Annotated in this window: 19 protein-coding genes; 5 read left to right on the top strand and 14 right to left on the bottom strand. The window is 44.2% G+C overall.

The features are described 5' to 3' along the window. The first annotated feature begins 21 nt into the window (after nucleotides 1-21). Genes BB427_RS00890 through hisC form a run of 4 tightly spaced genes read left to right on the top strand, consistent with a single transcriptional unit; the run spans nucleotide 22 to nucleotide 4,545 of the window. Nucleotides 22-1,080 (top strand): cysteine synthase family protein, encoded by a 1,059-nt coding sequence (locus BB427_RS00890; protein ID WP_069018660.1) that lies wholly within the window; start codon nucleotides 22-24, stop codon nucleotides 1,078-1,080. A gap of 2 nt (nucleotides 1,081-1,082) precedes the next feature. Further along, nucleotides 1,083-2,066 (top strand): ornithine cyclodeaminase, encoded by a 984-nt coding sequence (locus BB427_RS00885; protein ID WP_045989798.1) that lies wholly within the window; start codon nucleotides 1,083-1,085, stop codon nucleotides 2,064-2,066. Further along, nucleotides 2,060-3,436 carry an MATE family efflux transporter gene (locus tag BB427_RS00880; protein ID WP_069018659.1) on the top strand — a complete coding sequence of 459 codons (1,377 nt, stop codon included), beginning with the start codon at nucleotides 2,060-2,062 and terminating at the stop codon, nucleotides 3,434-3,436. Before BB427_RS00885 ends, BB427_RS00880 begins: the two co-directional genes overlap by 7 nt. After that, the gene (gene hisC, locus BB427_RS00875) at nucleotides 3,433-4,545 is read left to right on the top strand and encodes a histidinol-phosphate transaminase (protein WP_069018658.1); all 1,113 of its coding nucleotides are present in this window, start codon (nucleotides 3,433-3,435) and stop codon (nucleotides 4,543-4,545) included. The genes BB427_RS00880 and hisC overlap by 4 nt, the downstream gene beginning before the upstream one ends. A 22-nt stretch (nucleotides 4,546-4,567) precedes the next feature. On the opposite strand, the gene BB427_RS00870 is transcribed toward hisC, so the two are convergent. Together BB427_RS00870 and BB427_RS00865 are read right to left on the bottom strand one after the other, a co-directional pair. Next, the gene (locus BB427_RS00870) at nucleotides 4,568-5,458 is read right to left on the bottom strand and encodes a DUF1015 family protein (RefSeq protein ID WP_069018657.1); all 891 of its coding nucleotides are present in this window, start codon (nucleotides 5,456-5,458) and stop codon (nucleotides 4,568-4,570) included. Nucleotides 5,459-5,612: 154 nt separating this feature from the next. Then, the gene (locus BB427_RS00865) at nucleotides 5,613-6,068 is read right to left on the bottom strand and encodes a GNAT family N-acetyltransferase (protein ID WP_069018656.1); all 456 of its coding nucleotides are present in this window, start codon (nucleotides 6,066-6,068) and stop codon (nucleotides 5,613-5,615) included. Between the two features lie 168 nt (nucleotides 6,069-6,236). Between BB427_RS00865 and BB427_RS00860 the strand changes: the two genes are divergently transcribed. Further along, nucleotides 6,237-6,938, top strand: a complete 702-nt coding sequence (locus BB427_RS00860) for a hypothetical protein (RefSeq protein ID WP_069018655.1) — start codon at nucleotides 6,237-6,239, stop codon at nucleotides 6,936-6,938. Nucleotides 6,939-6,950: 12 nt separating this feature from the next. Here BB427_RS00860 and BB427_RS00855 read toward each other — a convergent pair whose 3' ends face one another. From BB427_RS00855 to BB427_RS00805, 12 genes are all read right to left on the bottom strand, one after another. Further along, nucleotides 6,951-8,297, bottom strand: coding sequence for a DUF2254 domain-containing protein (locus tag BB427_RS00855; RefSeq protein WP_069018654.1), 1,347 nt, complete (start codon nucleotides 8,295-8,297; stop codon nucleotides 6,951-6,953). 272 nt (nucleotides 8,298-8,569) lie between these two features. Next, nucleotides 8,570-9,952 carry a Na+/H+ antiporter NhaC family protein gene (locus tag BB427_RS00850; RefSeq protein WP_039497221.1) on the bottom strand — a complete coding sequence of 461 codons (1,383 nt, stop codon included), beginning with the start codon at nucleotides 9,950-9,952 and terminating at the stop codon, nucleotides 8,570-8,572. Nucleotides 9,953-10,182: 230 nt separating this feature from the next. Beyond that, entirely contained in the window at nucleotides 10,183-10,602 is a 420-nt protein-coding gene (locus BB427_RS00845; RefSeq protein ID WP_069018653.1) for a hypothetical protein, read from the bottom strand. Between the two features lie 52 nt (nucleotides 10,603-10,654). Next, nucleotides 10,655-11,131, bottom strand: coding sequence for a GNAT family N-acetyltransferase (locus BB427_RS00840; RefSeq protein WP_069018652.1), 477 nt, complete (start codon nucleotides 11,129-11,131; stop codon nucleotides 10,655-10,657). Between the two features lie 25 nt (nucleotides 11,132-11,156). Then, nucleotides 11,157-11,537 carry a GFA family protein gene (locus tag BB427_RS00835; protein WP_069018651.1) on the bottom strand — a complete coding sequence of 127 codons (381 nt, stop codon included), beginning with the start codon at nucleotides 11,535-11,537 and terminating at the stop codon, nucleotides 11,157-11,159. 139 nt (nucleotides 11,538-11,676) lie between these two features. Continuing rightward, the gene (locus BB427_RS00830; protein ID WP_069018650.1) at nucleotides 11,677-12,144 is read right to left on the bottom strand and encodes a DUF4265 domain-containing protein; all 468 of its coding nucleotides are present in this window, start codon (nucleotides 12,142-12,144) and stop codon (nucleotides 11,677-11,679) included. 215 nt (nucleotides 12,145-12,359) lie between these two features. Next, a complete protein-coding gene (locus BB427_RS00825) occupies nucleotides 12,360-14,618 on the bottom strand; it encodes a hypothetical protein (protein WP_069018649.1) in 2,259 nt (752 codons plus the stop codon). A 64-nt stretch (nucleotides 14,619-14,682) separates the two neighbouring features. Beyond that, a complete protein-coding gene (locus tag BB427_RS00820; protein ID WP_017216036.1) occupies nucleotides 14,683-15,003 on the bottom strand; it encodes a DMT family transporter in 321 nt (106 codons plus the stop codon). Between the two features lie 356 nt (nucleotides 15,004-15,359). Further along, nucleotides 15,360-15,509 (bottom strand): hypothetical protein, encoded by a 150-nt coding sequence (locus BB427_RS24315; RefSeq protein ID WP_175401216.1) that lies wholly within the window; start codon nucleotides 15,507-15,509, stop codon nucleotides 15,360-15,362. Nucleotides 15,510-15,723: 214 nt separating this feature from the next. Further along, a complete protein-coding gene (locus BB427_RS00815) occupies nucleotides 15,724-16,239 on the bottom strand; it encodes an adenylate kinase (RefSeq protein ID WP_069018648.1) in 516 nt (171 codons plus the stop codon). Nucleotides 16,240-16,493: 254 nt separating this feature from the next. Then, nucleotides 16,494-17,108, bottom strand: a complete 615-nt coding sequence (locus tag BB427_RS00810) for a LysE family translocator (protein WP_069018647.1) — start codon at nucleotides 17,106-17,108, stop codon at nucleotides 16,494-16,496. A gap of 25 nt (nucleotides 17,109-17,133) precedes the next feature. After that, nucleotides 17,134-17,688, bottom strand: a complete 555-nt coding sequence (locus BB427_RS00805; protein WP_069018646.1) for a GNAT family N-acetyltransferase — start codon at nucleotides 17,686-17,688, stop codon at nucleotides 17,134-17,136. Nucleotides 17,689-17,703: the final 15 nt, after the last annotated feature.

The raw sequence follows: 17,703 nt of genomic DNA, 5'->3' as shown, positions 1-17,703 counted from the left end.
ACAACGTAAAGGAGCCTATTTATGAACATAAATGCGCAGCATTCGCTCGCCTCGACATTACACCTAACCCCTTATTTAAGGGTATCGCAAAGCATTGGTAATACCCCGCTAATGCAGTTTTTAAGTCTACCAAACGGTAGCAAACTGTATCTTAAGCTTGAGCAGTTTAACCCCACCGGTAGCGCTAAAATCCGAATGGCGAAGTCTATGTTAGATGAAGCAGAAGCCAGCGGCCAACTGAAGCCGGGGGGCTGGGTCGTTGAGTCAACCTCCGGCAATACCGGTGTTGGTCTTGCACTGCTTGCAGCTGAGCGTGGCTATCGCTTTACCGCTCTTGTAGATAACCATGCGGTAAAAGAGAAAATCAGCAATATGAAAGCTTTTGGCGCGGAAGTGATCTGTGTTAGCGAAGCTGGAGACGACAGCTTATCGACTGATATTCGCGATGCGATGGCCGCAAAGCTGGCACAAGAACAAGGCGCATTTTGGACCGCCCAGCACAATAATTTTGCCAATAGTCGCGGTTATACAGGACTTGCGCAAGAGGTCTTTTATGAACTTGGTGAACACATTACTCACCTTGTCGGTGCGGTTGGCACAGGTGGGTCGCTATGCGGCACAACAAGGGCTTTGCGCGACTTAGGTTGTCATCAACTCACAACGATTGGGGTTGAGCCTGTGGGTTCTGTGATTTTTGGTGGACCAGGACTGAATTATCATCAATCAGGAACGGGGACGCCGGAAGGCGCTGAGATAGGTCCAGTTATTGAGTATGAACTCATCGACAAAGGCGTGAAGGTATCTGACAAACGAGCGTTTAATACCGCCAGATACCTTGCCAAGCATTACGCCCTAATGGTCGGTGGTTCGGCAGGTGGGGTTATATACGAAGCGCTACAGGCGTTAAAAACCGCCCCCGCCGATAGCTTATTCGTGGTGCTCGTTTGTGACGGTGGTGAGAAATATCTCGATACCGTATTCAATGATGATTGGATGGCAAAACACGACCTTATCGACATTAACATCGAGCAAGAGCTCGATGACCTATTAACGCAATATAAACCTGCCGCGAGAGCCTAACCATGACCCAACAAACTGTTCTGCCGATACTAAATGAAGCCCGATTGGCGCAACTTGATTTTCCCTATAGTAAAGTCATTGAGGTGGTGGAAAATGCCTTTCGCTCACTGCATCACCCTGACTCTGCCAACCCACTTAAAGTGATTATGACGCCACAAGATGGCCGCTCCATCGCCTATAGTATGGCTGGCCGAGATGCAGCTAGTAATACCGTTGGCTTTAAAGTGGTCTATGAATACGATCCTGACAGAAGCCGTAACCAATATCAGTTTTACTCTTTTATCTTCCTTTGCGATGATGCCACAGGCCACCCTGTGGCCCTCATGGATGTAAAAGAACTAGGCCCTATGCGCACATCGGCCACCTCCGCTTTGTTTGCAAAATATGCCGTTCATTCAGATGCTAAAAATGCGTTGGTTGTGGGCACAGGTGTTCAAGGGCAAATCGCTTTACCTATGCTCGTCACGGCATTACCACAACTCACACATCTAACCGTCCACGGCAGCTATCAAACAGGTTTGGAAGCGGTTCAGCAAAAACTAAAGGAGCATCACCCACAGCGACAAGTTGCGGTATCACAAGACTTAGAAGCTTCAGTAAGACAAGCCGATGTGATCCTTGCCGTTACTGGGTTGTCCGCCAAAGAGAACATTAAATATGAGTGGTTAAAACCCGGCGCTGTGGTGATTTTAGTTGGCTATGGAATCGAAAAACCAGTGCTACACCGAGCTGATAGATTGCTCACAACGGATGCAGAACAAATGAAGGTCACCGGAGACGATTTATTAGACGAGAACGGTAAACTACCCGCTGTTGATGCAACTTTGACGGAAATACTAAACGATGAGAAGCCGGCACGCACCCACCCTGATGAAATTATCTTTGTCTATAACAGCGGCATGATCATTACTGACGTGGCGCTCGGACGAGCGGTTGCAGACTTTGCCATCACACAAGGAAACGTGGAGGAAGTAACGCTATGGTAGCTTCAGCACGCGCCGATATTTTTAAAGTAAGCCAGCTCGCAGGGCCACTTATTCTGACCAATCTACTCTACGTGGCAATTGCAACGATAGATCTTATCATGCTCGGGATGTTGAGCCCGTTAGAACTGGCTGCTGGCGGCCTCGCCATTGGTATTTTTAATCAATTTAGAACCATGGGAACGGGCGTAGTCACGGCAACGGGTAATTTGGTGTCTGATGCAATCGGCAAGGCTAAACTAGATCAGATCACTCCTCTTTTTAACGCCAGCATGCTTATCGGAACTTTTTTGGGTCTGGCATTCGCTGCCATGATGTTTGCCATAGAGCCATTTTTAAGGTTTATCGGTACATCCGAGGCAATTGCCAATTTGACGACCCAATATTTAACCGTTGTCGCTTTGGGCCTATTACCTTGTTTTTGGTTTCAAAGCGTACGGCATTTTAGTGTTGGATTGAAAAGGCCAGGGCCATTGATGTTGATAACCGGCGTATCTGTTGTCCTCACTATCGTGCTCAACTATGGCCTAATTTTTGGTCAGCTTGGTCTACCACAACTCGGTTTTGTGGGGGTTGCGGCCGCCACGTGCATCGTGCTGTATTTATCGTTTTTGCTGTTTATACTATTTGCCAAGCGCGATGACGTACTCAGCCCCTACCTCACTATAAAGTTTTGGCAAACCGACCGCGAAGCACTTAGCAAAACATGGAAAATGGGCGTGCCAATTGGCGCAACTTACGGACTTGAAGCTGGGTTTTTCACCGTGCTTGCGTTATTTGTGGCAACACTCGGCGTTAATGCGTTAGCCGCCCACAACGTGGTAAGCCAAATGGTGTACATCGTATTTATGGTATCTGCCGGCATTTCATCTGCTTGTTCTATTTACATCAGCGAAGCCAATGCTGCGGGGGACTTTCACCATGCGAAACGCATCGGCAATTTGGGGATTATTTGCGGTGCCGTGGTCATGTCTGCTTTCGCCTTAATCTATTTATTCACACCCGAATTTGTGCTGCGGCCATTTTTAAGTGCAGAAGAATTACAAAACTCCGATGTCGTTGTTATCGCCATAGAGCTACTCGTTATTGCCGCCTTTTTGCAGTTTTTTGACGCGTGGCAAAATATCGGGCTCGGTATCTTGCGTGGACTTGGCGATGTTAAAAGCACCCTAATGCTGTCTTTAATTGGTTATTGGTGCATTGGTCTTCCCGGTGCGTGGTTATTTCAAGAGTTTTTCTCTTTGGGGATTTTGGGTGTTTGGTACGCCTTAATGTTAGGACTTGCGGTCACAGCGCTATCTGAGATCTGGCTTTTTAATCATAGGGCTAACCGTTTGCTTGAGCCCACATTACTCAAGGAGCAAAACGCATGACAACGACAATGCCAAACCCAGCCCGCAAAGAAGTTATTGCACTGCCGCCCTATGGTGCAGGACAAACCATTGAGCAAGCAACAGCGCGTAATCTCCACTCCAATATGATAAACCTCTCAGTGAATGAAAACCCTTTAGGGCCGAGCCCTGCAGCGCTTAATGCTTTTAAGGCACAGCTGCATACCGCTAGCTGCTATCCAGACAGCCAATGCACAGAGCTAAGCGAGCAGCTGGCAACTAAACTTAACGTTGCCAGAGAACAAGTTGTACTCGGCAATGGCTCTGAGGATGTACTCTCAATGCTCTGCAAAGCCTTTCTCAGTCGAGGTGATAAAGTGTTAGTGGCTAAGCCTACCTTTGCGCTTCATGGGATTTACGCCAATATGATGGGGGCAAAGGTAGTGGAGGTGCCGATGCAAAGCGATTTGTCCTATCGAATTGATGATTGGCTCGATGCTATCGCACATCACCCAGACTTAAAAATGCTGATGCTTGCTAACCCGTCCAACCCTGTAGGTTGTACGTTTGATGCCAATAATTTGCAGCGCCTTATTGATGCCTGTCCGCTCAATACGATTATCGTCATCGATGAAGCATACTGCGAGTACGCACAAGGCCATAAACAGTTTGTCGACAGCTTAACGCTACTTCAAACACAGCCCCGCCCCTACGCGGTATTGCGGACTTTTTCCAAAGCCTATGGTCTTGCAGGGCTTAGAGTGGGCTACGGCGTAATGGCAAATGCACAATTGGCGGATTATCTGCACCGCGTACGTACTCCTTACAATGTAAATCGACTAGCACAACTTGCAGCGATCGCGGTACTACAAGATCCCTCCTATTTGGCAGACACGGTCACGCAAACGAATCGCGAGAGGGAAAAACTCAGCGCCGCCCTCACTGAGCTGGGTTATTTTGTCGCACCAAGTCTAGCCAACTTTTTATTTATTGATGTCAAGCAGTCGTCTGAGCATGTCGCATCTTTGCTGCTGCAACAAGGAATAATGATAAAACCTTGGCTAGAATCAGGTTTTGATCATTTTGTGAGAGTAAGCATCGGGCTGCCAGAGCAAAACCTTAGGGTGCTTGAAGCCTTTAAACAGTTGTAAGTATCGCCCTCTACGAGGGCTTTTAAGCACAAGCTGCCTGCTGATTTAAATGGTAAAGTACTTGGCTGTCGGCCTTATGCGTAAATAAGGTCGACTTTTCTGGAAAGTACTTGCCTGCTTTAGCAGCAGCAAAGATGTCTTCAATTTGAGGAGCACGACAGATAGCAGTGACAACATGAGCGTCATCACTCAGCTCAACTTTATTTTTAGACCACAGCTCCTCAAACGCTGGCAGTGACTGCAGTGCTCTACGCAACTGGGTCTGAATAAGATAAGAATCGCGTGTCGCGCGTCGTAGGACAAAATATAGAGCAGCTTTCCCCAACCAAATAGTATAATCGGCCTCAGTCTCCAAGGACTCACAGATATCAAAATTGCTTAGGTGCTGTTTGAATTTGGTAACATCTACAGCTTGTGTGTAAGATGCCTGCACCGCGAAACTCGTTATCACCGCATCTTGCTGTGGGACTAACCATGCCATCATCCGAGATTGAGGCGCATGACGTTGGCTTGCTGCAAACATCCTGTGATGTCCATCTGCAATTAGCCATTGCTGGTGCATTGAGATCTGCTGCCTGAATTCTTGTAGCACGTAAGGGCTTTCAACAGCATAGAGGCGATGAGTACACTCACCGCAATCACTGTACCACTGCGCAGTTTCAACACATTCCGCTTGCCATCGCACCTCATCCAAGTCAAGTTTTCCGACCAAAAGACAAGGGGGTAACAGCAACTTCTCGCTCTGAACACGCTTTTTCAGCGCCATAGCATGGGTAACCGAAACCGACTCGTGAGGCAGAATTGCTTGCTCAGGTAACGCTGAAACGTCGAGCTCGCCCAAAATGCCGGTAACCAAAATATCACCTTGCTCCACTTGGTAAAGATGAAGTGGTCCATCCGTTATTGTGATCATAAAATAAACCTTGCACCAATTTAGATACAATATAACATAACAATTACTGGGTAACATCAAGTTTACATGACAATTTATACTTAGCTGGCTATTGGAAGTAAATTCAAAGCAGTTAGCGCTAAAACTGGCTGCTAGAAAGGCATTAATAATCCGATTAGCTACAAACATCCACCGCCAGCGCTAATTTCTCAATACCATGTGCGGGCAGCCAGCGTTTGTACTCAACAAAACCATGCTTATTATACAATTTTATCGCAGGTGCATTTGCGGTCGCAGTTTCAACAATCACTTTTGCAGCATCAAACTCCGTTAAAGCAAAATGTAGTAATTTACCCGCAATCCCTTTGCGAAAATAACTGGGATCAACGGTCAGGCTATCTATTTCTAGCGTTTTCTCAACAATGACAATTTCAATGACAGCAGCAAGATTTTGATTTTCAAAATATCCATAAAAGTGACTCGTCGCACCGCATATATCTTCTATCGTTCGAGATAAAGGCGGAAAATAACTCGCCCCAATTAACTCTGCTTCTATTTTGTATGAGCGTTGAAATACATTGAAAATCTCTCTCGCCACCAACGCATCGCGATTGTTTAATTTTTGGATCATATATTCCGCTTCCCAAACGTTCCCATAATTGTACCAACTGGTAATCAAAAAAGTACCAATCTATTAGTCAAAACACAACGCAACCAGTTGAAAGATTTCCAAGTTTCATGGAAATGCGATATAAATGGACCAGGATCATTGCTTTTATTAATACCAAGGAGGTGCCCTATGTCGTTGGCTAAACACACACTCGATTTATCACTCACGGATAAAGTGTGGTTCAAATATGTGACTCTAAAAAACAAAAATGAATTGAACGATAAGTCACGGGTGTCACTCAAATCTATCGCTGCGCTGGGCATGCTTTCTGGTGGCGCTGAGTTTTTATTTGCATTACTCGTCTTCGCCTTGGCTATCACAGCATCCTTTATTGATGGTGAGTACCCACGCTATATTGCTTTTCCTGCTTGTTTAATCGCATTTTTAATTATCTTTTTCACTAAAAGAGTCATGCTGTACAAAAAACTTGGCTTTGGCTCTCAATGGGTGATGGACGTGTCGAAAAACCAATTAACCATTTCGCCCAAAGCGATAAAAACAAAGGTAACTGGTACGCAAAAAATTGCTAGAGAAGACATTACTGAAATCACCTTTCATTACTTGCTATTGAACGACCGCAAAGGCGGAAGAATAAAAACCACGGCCAATTTATGCTTTGCCGAAATCTTATTAAAAGATGGTACAAAAGTAGAACTCAATGGCACCCGGATCGGCTTTTTTGACTTACTCTACTTGCTTATATTCTTTGACTATCCCTTAGTTTATCGAAATACGTCTGCAGGCGGCAGCTCTGATATTGCTATCATTTTACTGAGACTACTCTCTCTTTCTGCCATTGCCGCCGGTCTTGCTAAGCTTGCGCTGAATTAAAAAGGTTCACGCTTATTCTCGTGTAAATTGTGTAATAAGCGCTTCTCCTTTGTCGCCATTGATTTTCTCAATGGCCTCGAGCATTTCAATGATCCGTTGACGGTCAAACGGATTAGTGATGGTATTGCGCACATCGTCGATGATGGCCTCTAAGTAATTAAATAAGCTTTCCGTAGCGTGTTGATCCGCACTTGAGCGAAACAGTATATTTTTAAACGCTTCCAACACATTGACCATGACATAGCCATCGGTCTTTGCATAGTTTCTTATCGGAGTAAAATTATCATGCAGTAATTCATCAAAAGACGCTTCGTGAATATATAAAAGCGGCTCATTTTTAGCGTGTTTAAAGGAGTAGTTCACATCGCAAATATCCAAACGCTGGATAAGTAAAATACTCAGCATATCAATCGCCTTTACCGCAGTACCGGGGTCATTAATTCCTGGGCTCATGGCCTTCACTGCAATCTCCGAGATTTGTGTTAAGCCATAGCGATAATGGTCGCTGATATACTCTTCAACATAAAAAATAAAACAGCTAAGTAACGCATCATGTAGCGCCTCATCTTCACTAAGGTCCTTGTTGCACTTAAGAAATGGATAGCCTTTAACGGTAAAAAACCCTTGTTTAACTGCAATATATATTTTTAAGTCATGTTGCTCACACAACCCGCACAGTTTGTCACTGTGTACTCCCTTAAAATACCCCTCTTCTGTGCTGGGTAGGTTATGCCAACTCGAGAAGTCAGGAAAGTTATCAAAAGGCTGCTCTTGCTGTTTAGTGATAATATTCTTCATCTCATTTTTGGTGTTGTTAAACAGGTCATTTAGCACATTATCGACCTGTATGGCGCGGGAGATTGAATGGATAAAAAACACAAAAAAGCCTAAAGAGATCAGTCCAAACACCAGCGAAAATAAAACCCCTAACGCCGGGATCCCAGTTTCACCATTGCCCACGCCACGAATGTTTATCAGCATAATGATGGCATAAATGATACTGCCGAGATAAAACCCCAATACCAGCTGGTGCGACTTTCTGGTGATAAGACCTGGCAGTACTCTAGGTGATAACCCAGCGCTGGCATTATTCAGCACAATCATCACCATTGAAAAGCTAAATACCGTCAATGAGATGATACTACCCACGAGCGTGCTTAAGATGGTTCGTGCGTTCTCTTCACTGTCGACAAGTACAATCGCTATAAGCTCCTTAAAGTTGCTGATAGGAGCTGCATATTCAAGTGCCGTGGTTATGAGCGCGAAAATGAAAAATGCAACTGCAAGTAAAGAGGGGTAGAAACCGATACTACTTATTAGTTCGCGATAATTTTCCGCTAACTTGCGAGGTGTGAACATAGCTATCCTTACACTTTGAGGATCGAGTTATACCAACTTGCTTTACTTAAATGGCCTATTTTGAGGCAAGAATTTTGCAGTTTAGTTGTTCTAAATGAGAAATTCTTAACGCAGTTAGCGGCGAATTTGCTCCTTAAAATTGCACATGTATTAAGTAAAATTGGTATTGTATAGCCTAGCAAGACTTGAGCAATAGAGTAAGTAAAGCAGCTAGAGTTTTAAGAGGTTAGCTTTGAAGGGCTAGCAAAACTAACCCTAAAACTTACTTGCGATTAAGCAATAATCAAGAAGCCAACAAAGGCAATTGCAGCCGCAATCAACGCGTAAGGTAGCTGAGTGATGGCGTGACTGACTAAGTTACAATCTGAGCCTTGGGCTGCTAATACCGTAGAGTCCGAGTAGAAACACGCTTGGCTTCCAAATGATGATGCCGACAACAACGCACCTATCACCAAAGGAATATTAGCATCTACAGCAACGGCCAATGGCATCACGATAGGAATAGTCACGGCGAAGATCCCCCAACTAGAGCCTGTTGCAAAAGCCAAAATAGCCATCGATAAAAACACCATCGCAGGCAGTAAACCAGCTGTCATATAAGGACTCAGCGCATTTATCACATATTGTGGCAATAACAGTTGATCGCACACATCCTTAAAGATAAATGCGGCGATAACCGTTCCTATCGCGGGTAGCATGCATTTAAAACCATTGATCATTTGCTCAAGCATGTCTGCAAGCGGCATCAACCTTTGCACCATATAAAATGGGATAGTCACTGCCAAAGTCGCTAACAAGCCTTTCCATACATCAATGTCAAAATACACCGTAAACGCCACCAGCAAACCAATAGGCACCAAAAAGTTAACCAGTTTACCTTGAGTGTCGGCTTGTTCAAATTCCTGCTCAATGGCTTTTGCAGCATAGTGATCCGGTGTATGTACTTCTTCCAAATCAACCTGCTCAAGCGCAGGTTGTCCTTGCTTAGCTGCAAGCTCTGCTTTTTTCATTGGACCGAATAGTGGCACAACACCAAATATCACCAGTGGCACCATAATTACAGCCACCCAAGCATACAGCATGTAAGGAATGGCCTGAATATACGTGCTGATCCCCTGTCCTTCTCCCGCGACACCGTTATCAACCAACAAACCGCCAAAGAACACCGCCCAAGTCGAAAGTGGTACTAAAACACAGATAGGCGCAGCGGTTGAATCCACAACATAGGCAAGCATTTCCCTAGAAATCTTAAACTTATCGGTAACGCGGCGCATCGTCTCACCAACCGTCAGCGCATTGAGATAATCATCAATAAAAATGATCACACCTAAAAAATAGGTCATAAGCAAAGACGACTTTGGCCCTTTTGCCATTTTCAGTGCATTACGTCCAAATGCTAAGGCACCGCCCGTGTGCACCAACAGCGCTATCAAAGCACCAAACGTACCACATACAAGAATAAGCCAGCCGATGGTTTCATCGCCCATCACTTTTAGCGAAGCATCAGCAAAATTTGCCAATACGGTGGCAGGGTCTAACAATGCGAGTCCTACAAGCGCCCCTAAAACAAGGGACAAGATAGGACGACGTAAGATAATTGCAAGCGTCAATACGACGACTGGGGGAATGATGCTAATTGCACTTGGCTCAGCCATGCGAAGTTCCCAAATCAAAGGAATTTGAGCAGCGGAAAAAAGGGACGCAACATCGGCTATAAACAGCGGTTGATGCAGTCTTATCCGTTTCCCAAATTCAGAACAAAAGGTTAAAATCACAGGCACTTAATGCGTGTGAGGATCTGCCTAATATTGGGTTGACGAGTTGACTGTATGGCCCTCATTGAAACATCGCGGAGAAAATATACAGAATTTGACTTTGCGTCAATTTATTTTTTGTCTAATGCTAGTTTTGCCATGTGCTTATTTACTTGCTCTATCTCTTCAGCGGTCAATTCGGCGTAGCGTCTAGGATAAGACCACCCGTACCCCCAACGAAATGGCGTAGGTAAATAAGGCAACCCACCAAGTCGCACACCCGCTAACATCAAGGTTGCCACTTCTTCTTGACCTACCGCAGCAACACATTTTTGCAAGGCAATGTCGGCATTTTCGCGCTCTATAGCGGTACCACCTTTCCAGTAGGCAAGGTCATGCGCCTTACAACAGCTCAACCACAGTTCATTTTGCGCCAAAGTACCATCAGGAAATGCACTACAACCATCGCTTGTGAATGGCTTTAATTCATCGGCACTGCCGTGACTAGATGCAAACAACAGCGAGAATATAATTACTATTTTTTTTATCATCGTAAATTACCGTATGGCTACTTTCATAACTTCCAAGCTTAGCTGGCGCACCTTACACTTTCATTTCCATCAGCTGCGCATCTTCACCATAACTTTTGCATACCTTAATTGGCTTTGGAACAAAGCCTAGTTTCAACCAAAACCCTACGCTATTTTGTACAGCCACGAGCCGAATGCGACAGTACCCCATTTGGGTCGCCAACTCAACTAAGCGTTTAATCATCAAGGCACCTATTCCCTGCCCAGATACGGCTTGTGAAACAACTAGGTCATGTAGAAACAACGACGAACTAGGCGGCTGTTCAGGAAGTAATGTAAACAAACTCGGCGGCTTTTCATCGTACCAAGGGTGCGCCAGCAAATAGGCATCCACGGCTCGATATTGTTTAAAAACAAAACAACTCTTTGGCGAGCACATCCATTTACTTTTTAGGATATCCACAGTTTCCGGCGCAACATCATGATACGCCTGATTTTGTAGCGTTAGGATCTCAGGCCACGACGCATCTTCGATAGCGTAATAAGTCATAATTTACTCACATACAGCACAGAGACTAATTGCATCCTATACACCACCATTTTGGCCTTCTTGAAATATAAGAATGGGATTTGGGTTCTAGGGTTTTACGACTATTGGCATCAAAAACGCCGAGCACTAATGCAATGACAGGCGCGTCATCTATTGCACCTAATGTGCTACCACACTCAGGGCAAAAAGCGCGCGATGAATAATCCGAAGAACGCCACACCTTAGGCGCACCGCCAGGCCCATCCCAGCTTACCTCTTCACTTGCGAACTCTACCCATGCAACGGTTAGTGCACCGCTATGTCTTTGGCACATTTTACATGAGCAGGTATGAGGGTTACGAGGGACGCCAATCGCGGTAAAACGGATCTGCCCACATAAACATCCTCCAACAAAATTGACAGCCATCCTTGTGTTTCCTTAGTATTTCGCCATTATCCTAAACTAAGTACGATAGTAAATTACCGTGCCTATTAAAGTTCCAAGTGAAACACAAAACTGAACACTAAGCCACTGAATTTGTGAAGAATTAGGTAATTTTCCTTAGCTATGCACTTTTACCATCGAAGCTATCGTGGGGCTCGCCGGCAAGTTCATACTTCAATACTCCAAGCTCCTGATAATAATGCATGATATCAATAAAAGATTCATATTCTCTTTGCGGTGAAACCGTCAACGCAAAGCACCCATCATCAAATTGCTCGCTCTCCACGCCAGATAGAGTAAGCTCTTGAAGTAGCTCTATGTTTTTGGCATTTTCCAACTCGTTTGTAAAGCAGACCCGCAAAGAGTGGTACTCACTTCGAGCCACTATATCGATTGCGTCTAAAGAACCTTCGGTATCTGGTGCAACCAAAACGTGGTCGTCATAGTTAACACCAAAAGCAAAAAGCGGTGCACCTTTTATCTGATAAATATTATCGCCTACTGCCGTCGCAACAATCAATTCTTCAGCACATCCTAGGGGATGGTTTTTAAAAGTAAACCGTACTTTGTCAGTAACTACATCATTCATATGGATACAAACCGCCTTTACATGGACTGATCTCGCTTTATCTAACCGACCGTAAGTCCAACAAATAAAAGTTACCCACAATTACAAGGTGTTACTTGTATATGGGCTTAGATTGCCAACATGATGCAGTAGCAAAGCTGAAGAGAAAATTAAGCAATGATCTTAAAGAAGAGTGATGGCTGTTCAAGTTCAGAGCGAAGCTAGCGCAATAACCCCTAGCGTTTACCCCAAAGCACATCAATTTCTTTACCGTCTTTAACAAACTCTAGCTTCACCGTCACTTTGGTACCATTTTGTGACTGAGGAAAAATGCGTGTACATTGCAATACATAGTGGGCGAAAAAGCGGTTATAGAATCCATGTTCGCCCATATCATCAAAAAGATTAAATGCTTGTTCAAGCACAGAATAATTCCCTTCTTGGTGATAAGCGAGATTAAGTTGCGCAAAGCCATCGCATAGGTTTTTAATGTCCTGCAAAATCCGCGGATGCAACTCGACTATTCCTGCTAGGGTTTGGAATTTGCTCGCACCTAGCCTGCGCCAATCCCGCTCTTTACATGCAAGTTTTCGACATCCCTTTGCTTTGAGATATTGATATGTCGCCAGAGCCACTTCGTTATGAGAGTTAAGTTGCGAATTTAACAATGCCTCAAAAATCGCATCATATAATTTCACTCGATTTTCTATAGTTGCCCGCTCAGGAAGTATTTTATGATTAATGGGTAATGCAGCGGCAAGCGAGGTGGACAGTCTTCGACTATCAAACTGACCTAATAAAGGCAGTAACTGAACAAACGCGTCATGGTCAAGATGTAAGGACTTAACGATTCGCACATTATCGGCATCTTTGAGTATCTCGCTCAATCGGTGTTTTGTATCCTCATATTCAAACTCTGGGATCATACCCCATACCGATAAATCATCGACCAAGTGGTCCAGCTCGTTATTGGTCACACTCGCCTCTTGCTGTTCATGTACGAGCGTCAGACCCAACGTAAACTCGCGTAGCTTAGGCGGCGTTGATGTTGAAAAGGCCGCCATCTGTGCATCAAAGCTGAGATAGTAATGACGTTTATCGCCATTAATATCATCTTGATAACCACGCATTCCAAGCGTAGCAAGTTGCACTCTATTTAGCTTGTCTCTCGTTTCAATGGTTTTAAATGAATAGCTGTTACGGCTCATGGCCGACCAAGCACCAAAGCCTAAATTGAACCCATAGGCTTGCTTGATTTCAGTACTGGTTTGAAAGAAGAAGCGCTCTATCTCGATTTCATCTTGGTAACTAGGCTGAGTGATAGTACCAACCCGCCCAAATAGCGCATCAAGATGCACCTGCTCTAGGCCTTTGGTGGTTAACCTCGCCTCAAGCAGCGATTGATGACTGGATAAACGTGTATATTCAAACTTAACACTTAACTCGGCTTTTAGCTTTGCAGCTGTTTCAATATTTGCTAACACCGTTTTTTTAATGGTCAGCAGCTCGCTTTGAAGTCGTTCTAAACTGTCCGTTAGTGGATCAAGCTGTAAGCGATCTTTTAATCTTAAGATCAGGTCGTTTTGCGCTTCATCGGGTGATTCTGTTGCGACGAGTGAGAGGATTTCTTCAACCTTATCCAGAGGTGCGTTGAATACCCCTGTCAAAATACTCGAATAAGCTTGCTTAAATCCGGTTTGGTCGGCAAATTTGGCGTTCACTCCCCCAGTGATTGTTAAAGCGGTATTCGACAATGTTGATTTTTTAATTGCGAGGAAAGTATGGTGTGGTTTATCCAAGCGTTTAGAAAAGACAACACGAAAGCCACCACGGATCTCGATATTAAGGTCCACATTCAAAGCCGAATCAAGGTTAATATCAAGTAATTCTCCTTGATCCAACCAGCGGCTAAACATATCGAGATTTTGCGCGATTATATCTGACCACCTAAAATTGGCGCTCACCGTTAACGCCCCCGCCGTTTCCATCATTAATGCATTGTTAGGTGCCAGAGACTTAACATCCTCCACATCGAAAATAACCGGCATAGTTGCAAGGTCGCGGCCTAAGGCAAGACCCACAGCTTCATGTGGTTGATGGCAAAGGTAGGCTGCTAGTTTACATTGTGCCTGCCCATCTGTATTGATACCAAGCAGCTCCGCTTTGGAGGCACCGGTGAGATCAAAGTCAATGTGTGTGCTGTATTTTATCCAGCACACCTCATCACTATAGGTAAGTGTTGTGGTAGGTTCGAGATCTGCATTAACCTCTTTTTGCTCACCAATAATACCGTCTTCATCGATAACAGTGCTTGCGTTGATAAGCTCTATCTTACTTTCACCGGTAACACTTGCGGTTATCCCCTCCAATGCGAAGCTATGGCTTTCTACTATTTCCCCGCGCCAAGGTAACAAATCACCATGATAGTCTTTAAGTGGTGTGAAGGTAGTCTCGACAAGCGTTTGTAAGCCCGCCATATTCAGTTCAATCGTCATCGAATTTCCTTTTCATCTGAAGTGGAATTATCTAACCTAAGCTCCGATTAACTATAGCTGTAATTTAACCCTGAGAGGATAATTTCAGACCAATAATCCCAATCACTATCAACAGCAAACTGAGTAGCTTAAGTGATGACAACGGCTCTTTAAAATAGACAAAGCCAACAATAATCGACCCTAGCATACCAATGCCAACCCAGACAGAATAAGCAACGCTAAGCGGTAAAGTTCGTAGTGCAACACTGAGAAAGTAGAAACTTGCGGCCATCGCCACTAAAGTAATAATTGAGGGAACAGGCTTCGTAAAACCGTTGGTAAATTTCAAACCAATAGCCCAAACGACTTCCAATAAACCTGCAAAAACAAGTAGCAACCAGCTCATGACAACTCCAAAATGGGGTCGTCCCCGCCAGTAAAAGAAAGCTCTGGAGGTCGTCCACCAGAGCGAAAGCAAATTAGCACGCCCGTGAAGCTAATTCAAGTTTCACGGCAGACAAACTAAGACTCAATTAAAATTGTAAAAGAGCGAGGGCCTGTTGACCTTTGCTGTTTAATTTTTGTTCTTCTGAGTGTGTTTTGGTCGCGACGCTCGACTTGTCGCCTAGTAATCTAGGCAAAAGTTGGCATTTCTACTGTGTTATCACCAGACTTACATAGAATGACTATGCTACGCTGGCTCTGCCTTGTATAAATACCAATCAAACTGCTGCAAAAACAAACTTGAAAGGTCAACAGGCCCTAATAGCCTAAAAAATCGCAGTTCGCCGTGACAGACAACACCTTCCAACCATCTTGCTCTATCTGCTCAATCTCTTGGTTGAGTGAGTTAACGTCTGGTCGTGGCCAAAAAAAATGCTTTTTCTTGTTAAATATTACAACTCTTCTCACGCGTCTCTCCATGCGCAATTATCAAACCGGCTAAGTATACAGCACAACAAAAAAGGTACAAAGGCAAATAATGGTTACGATTATATGATGATTTATCACCGTTTTAGTGTGGGTAAGACCGCTACAAGTTTTATTATTCATCATGTCCAGCTCAAAGGACGTAACACCAAAGGCTGCAAATCAATACATTACTCACGTTTACCCTTAGGTGATATTACTTCGCATGTTGGCGTACAAAGCTATCAAGCGCCGCAACCGACTTAATCACATAGAGTGTTTTGGTTTGCGTGCTTTGCTCTAACTGCGATAAGAATTCTTCATTCCAAAATTGTGGACAGCGCCTTAACGTTTTAATACTGGCAACCGTCCCTTTAAACACTGAGCTACCATCTGGCCAGCCTTCAGGCTTAGTGATCATGCTTTTTAAAAGACGTTTTATCACAAACCAATAACTCACTCGATATGGTAAGTCGATGTAGACTAAGGTATCTGCTGCATCTAAGCGCTGTTTAAACGCATCTAACGGACCAAAGCCGTCAATGATCCACGCATCAGTATTCAATATGTTTTGATGTGCTTTATCAAAAGCGGCTCTGTCAACAAACTCGCCATTTGCTTGGTAGAGCATCGAGTCTAATTGATATAAAGGGATGCGTATTGCCGCGGCCAGTCCTTTACTCACCGTAGACTTGCCGCTTCCCGGTTTACCAAAAACTGCTACTTTCTTCATGTAACCTCCTTGCTGTGGCCCCACAAGGCAGATACAAAAAAACCCACCTTACTTTGGTGGGTTCATTAAAAAAGCACACAAAACCACCACTCCTAAGGAATGGTAATAATTCGTGTACTTGTGAGAAATAGTTTTATATTCATACCGATACTTTCACGCAATGATTAATTCTTGTCAAGCACATACAAGGCCAGATGAGTGAATTGAGAAGTAGCATCACTTTGTGGGCTGGCGAGTCACTAACTTTGGCATCGCTACTGTCTACTCAACAGTAAGTTACCGCCAGATAGCGCCAAAAATGAAGCACATGCACGATTAAAACGTTTAACCAGTTTAGGTTTACTAAACCACTGCCTTAGATACAGCCCAATAACAGCGTACATAGCGATAGCCACTATTTCCAGAACGAGAAAAGTAGCTCCCAATAGTAAAAATTGCTCTGTCACATTTTTTGCAACGTCGACAAACTGAGGGAGAAAAGCGGTAAATATCAAAATTGCTTTTGGATTACCCGCAGCAAGGGCGAACTCTTGTTTCATCAGTCCGATAATGCTCAGATTGCGGACATCATCTGAAACTGGACTAACGTCTGAGCGCCATAAATTATAAGCAATCCATAATAAATAGAGCGCGCCACAAGTTTTAATGGCTAGAAACAATATTTCCGACGTATACAGCACAACTGCAAGGCCTGACGCGGCAAGCGCTATCATCACACAAAATGCGGCGAGCCTTCCAAGTCCTGCAAGTAGAGCTATACGAAAACCGTAACGACGAGCATTATTTAGCGCTAAAAGATTATTTGGACCTGGTGCCATATTCAAGGCAAAGCACGCTGGGATAAATAAAAGTAGTGTCCAGATGTCCATAGCCTTTCCTTTAAAAAATATTGGCTCAGCGATTAAATTCTGACTTTAATAACCCAAAGCACGTTAGGTCGTGAAATTGTTCTTTCCAATATCCACTTTGTCGTCTAACCCCCTCAGCTTTAAAACCTAACTTTTCTAGCACAGCCTCTGATGCATGATTCCCCGGCACCGTATCTCCTTGAATTCGATTCAGTGCGCCACATGCTAGTAAACCACCAAACGCGGCGGAGATAATTTGGTGTAATGCTTCAGTGGTATAACCCTTTCCCCAAAATTTCGGCATCAAATCATAACCGATAACTGCATTTTTCATCGCTGAGTTCCATGAGTTAAAACCACACGTACCTATAAGCTGCTCAGTGTCTTTTAATCGGATAGCCCAACGGATCCCAACACCGCTATCAAATCGAGAATGAAAGAAATCTATGAGTTTTTCAGCTTGTAATCGCTCACTAAACGCCTCTAAATCGTAGTATTTCACTACCTCAGGGTTTGAAAATAGTTCAAAAATAGCATTACTGTCGCATTCGGATAGCGCCGTAAGCTTCAAGCGTGGTGTTTCAAATTCTGGAAATTGCATATTGATCTCCTTAAC

The organism is Pseudoalteromonas sp. BMB (assembly GCF_001709235.1).
GTDB lineage: Bacteria > Pseudomonadota > Gammaproteobacteria > Enterobacterales > Alteromonadaceae > Pseudoalteromonas > Pseudoalteromonas maricaloris.
Note: the sequence above shows the minus strand (reverse complement) of the source record. Positions and strands in the feature narration are given on the sequence as shown.

Coding starts and splice junctions, on each gene's coding strand:
- BB427_RS00890 (WP_069018660.1), top strand. CDS start 22: ATGAACATAAATGCGCAGCATTCGCTCGCCTCGACATTACACCTAACC.
- BB427_RS00845 (WP_069018653.1), bottom strand. CDS start 10,602: ATGATAAAAAAAATAGTAATTATATTCTCGCTGTTGTTTGCATCTAGT.
- BB427_RS00840 (WP_069018652.1), bottom strand. CDS start 11,131: ATGACTTATTACGCTATCGAAGATGCGTCGTGGCCTGAGATCCTAACG.
- BB427_RS00860 (WP_069018655.1), top strand. CDS start 6,237: ATGTCGTTGGCTAAACACACACTCGATTTATCACTCACGGATAAAGTG.
- BB427_RS00820 (WP_017216036.1), bottom strand. CDS start 15,003: ATGAGCTGGTTGCTACTTGTTTTTGCAGGTTTATTGGAAGTCGTTTGG.
- BB427_RS00885 (WP_045989798.1), top strand. CDS start 1,083: ATGACCCAACAAACTGTTCTGCCGATACTAAATGAAGCCCGATTGGCG.
- BB427_RS00805 (WP_069018646.1), bottom strand. CDS start 17,688: ATGCAATTTCCAGAATTTGAAACACCACGCTTGAAGCTTACGGCGCTA.
- BB427_RS00880 (WP_069018659.1), top strand. CDS start 2,060: ATGGTAGCTTCAGCACGCGCCGATATTTTTAAAGTAAGCCAGCTCGCA.
- BB427_RS00865 (WP_069018656.1), bottom strand. CDS start 6,068: ATGATCCAAAAATTAAACAATCGCGATGCGTTGGTGGCGAGAGAGATT.
- BB427_RS00830 (WP_069018650.1), bottom strand. CDS start 12,144: ATGAATGATGTAGTTACTGACAAAGTACGGTTTACTTTTAAAAACCAT.
- BB427_RS00815 (WP_069018648.1), bottom strand. CDS start 16,239: ATGAAGAAAGTAGCAGTTTTTGGTAAACCGGGAAGCGGCAAGTCTACG.
- hisC (WP_069018658.1), top strand. CDS start 3,433: ATGACAACGACAATGCCAAACCCAGCCCGCAAAGAAGTTATTGCACTG.
- BB427_RS00855 (WP_069018654.1), bottom strand. CDS start 8,297: ATGTTCACACCTCGCAAGTTAGCGGAAAATTATCGCGAACTAATAAGT.
- BB427_RS00870 (WP_069018657.1), bottom strand. CDS start 5,458: ATGATCACAATAACGGATGGACCACTTCATCTTTACCAAGTGGAGCAA.
- BB427_RS00835 (WP_069018651.1), bottom strand. CDS start 11,537: ATGGCTGTCAATTTTGTTGGAGGATGTTTATGTGGGCAGATCCGTTTT.
- BB427_RS00810 (WP_069018647.1), bottom strand. CDS start 17,108: ATGGACATCTGGACACTACTTTTATTTATCCCAGCGTGCTTTGCCTTG.
- BB427_RS00850 (WP_039497221.1), bottom strand. CDS start 9,952: ATGGCTGAGCCAAGTGCAATTAGCATCATTCCCCCAGTCGTCGTATTG.
- BB427_RS00825 (WP_069018649.1), bottom strand. CDS start 14,618: ATGACGATTGAACTGAATATGGCGGGCTTACAAACGCTTGTCGAGACT.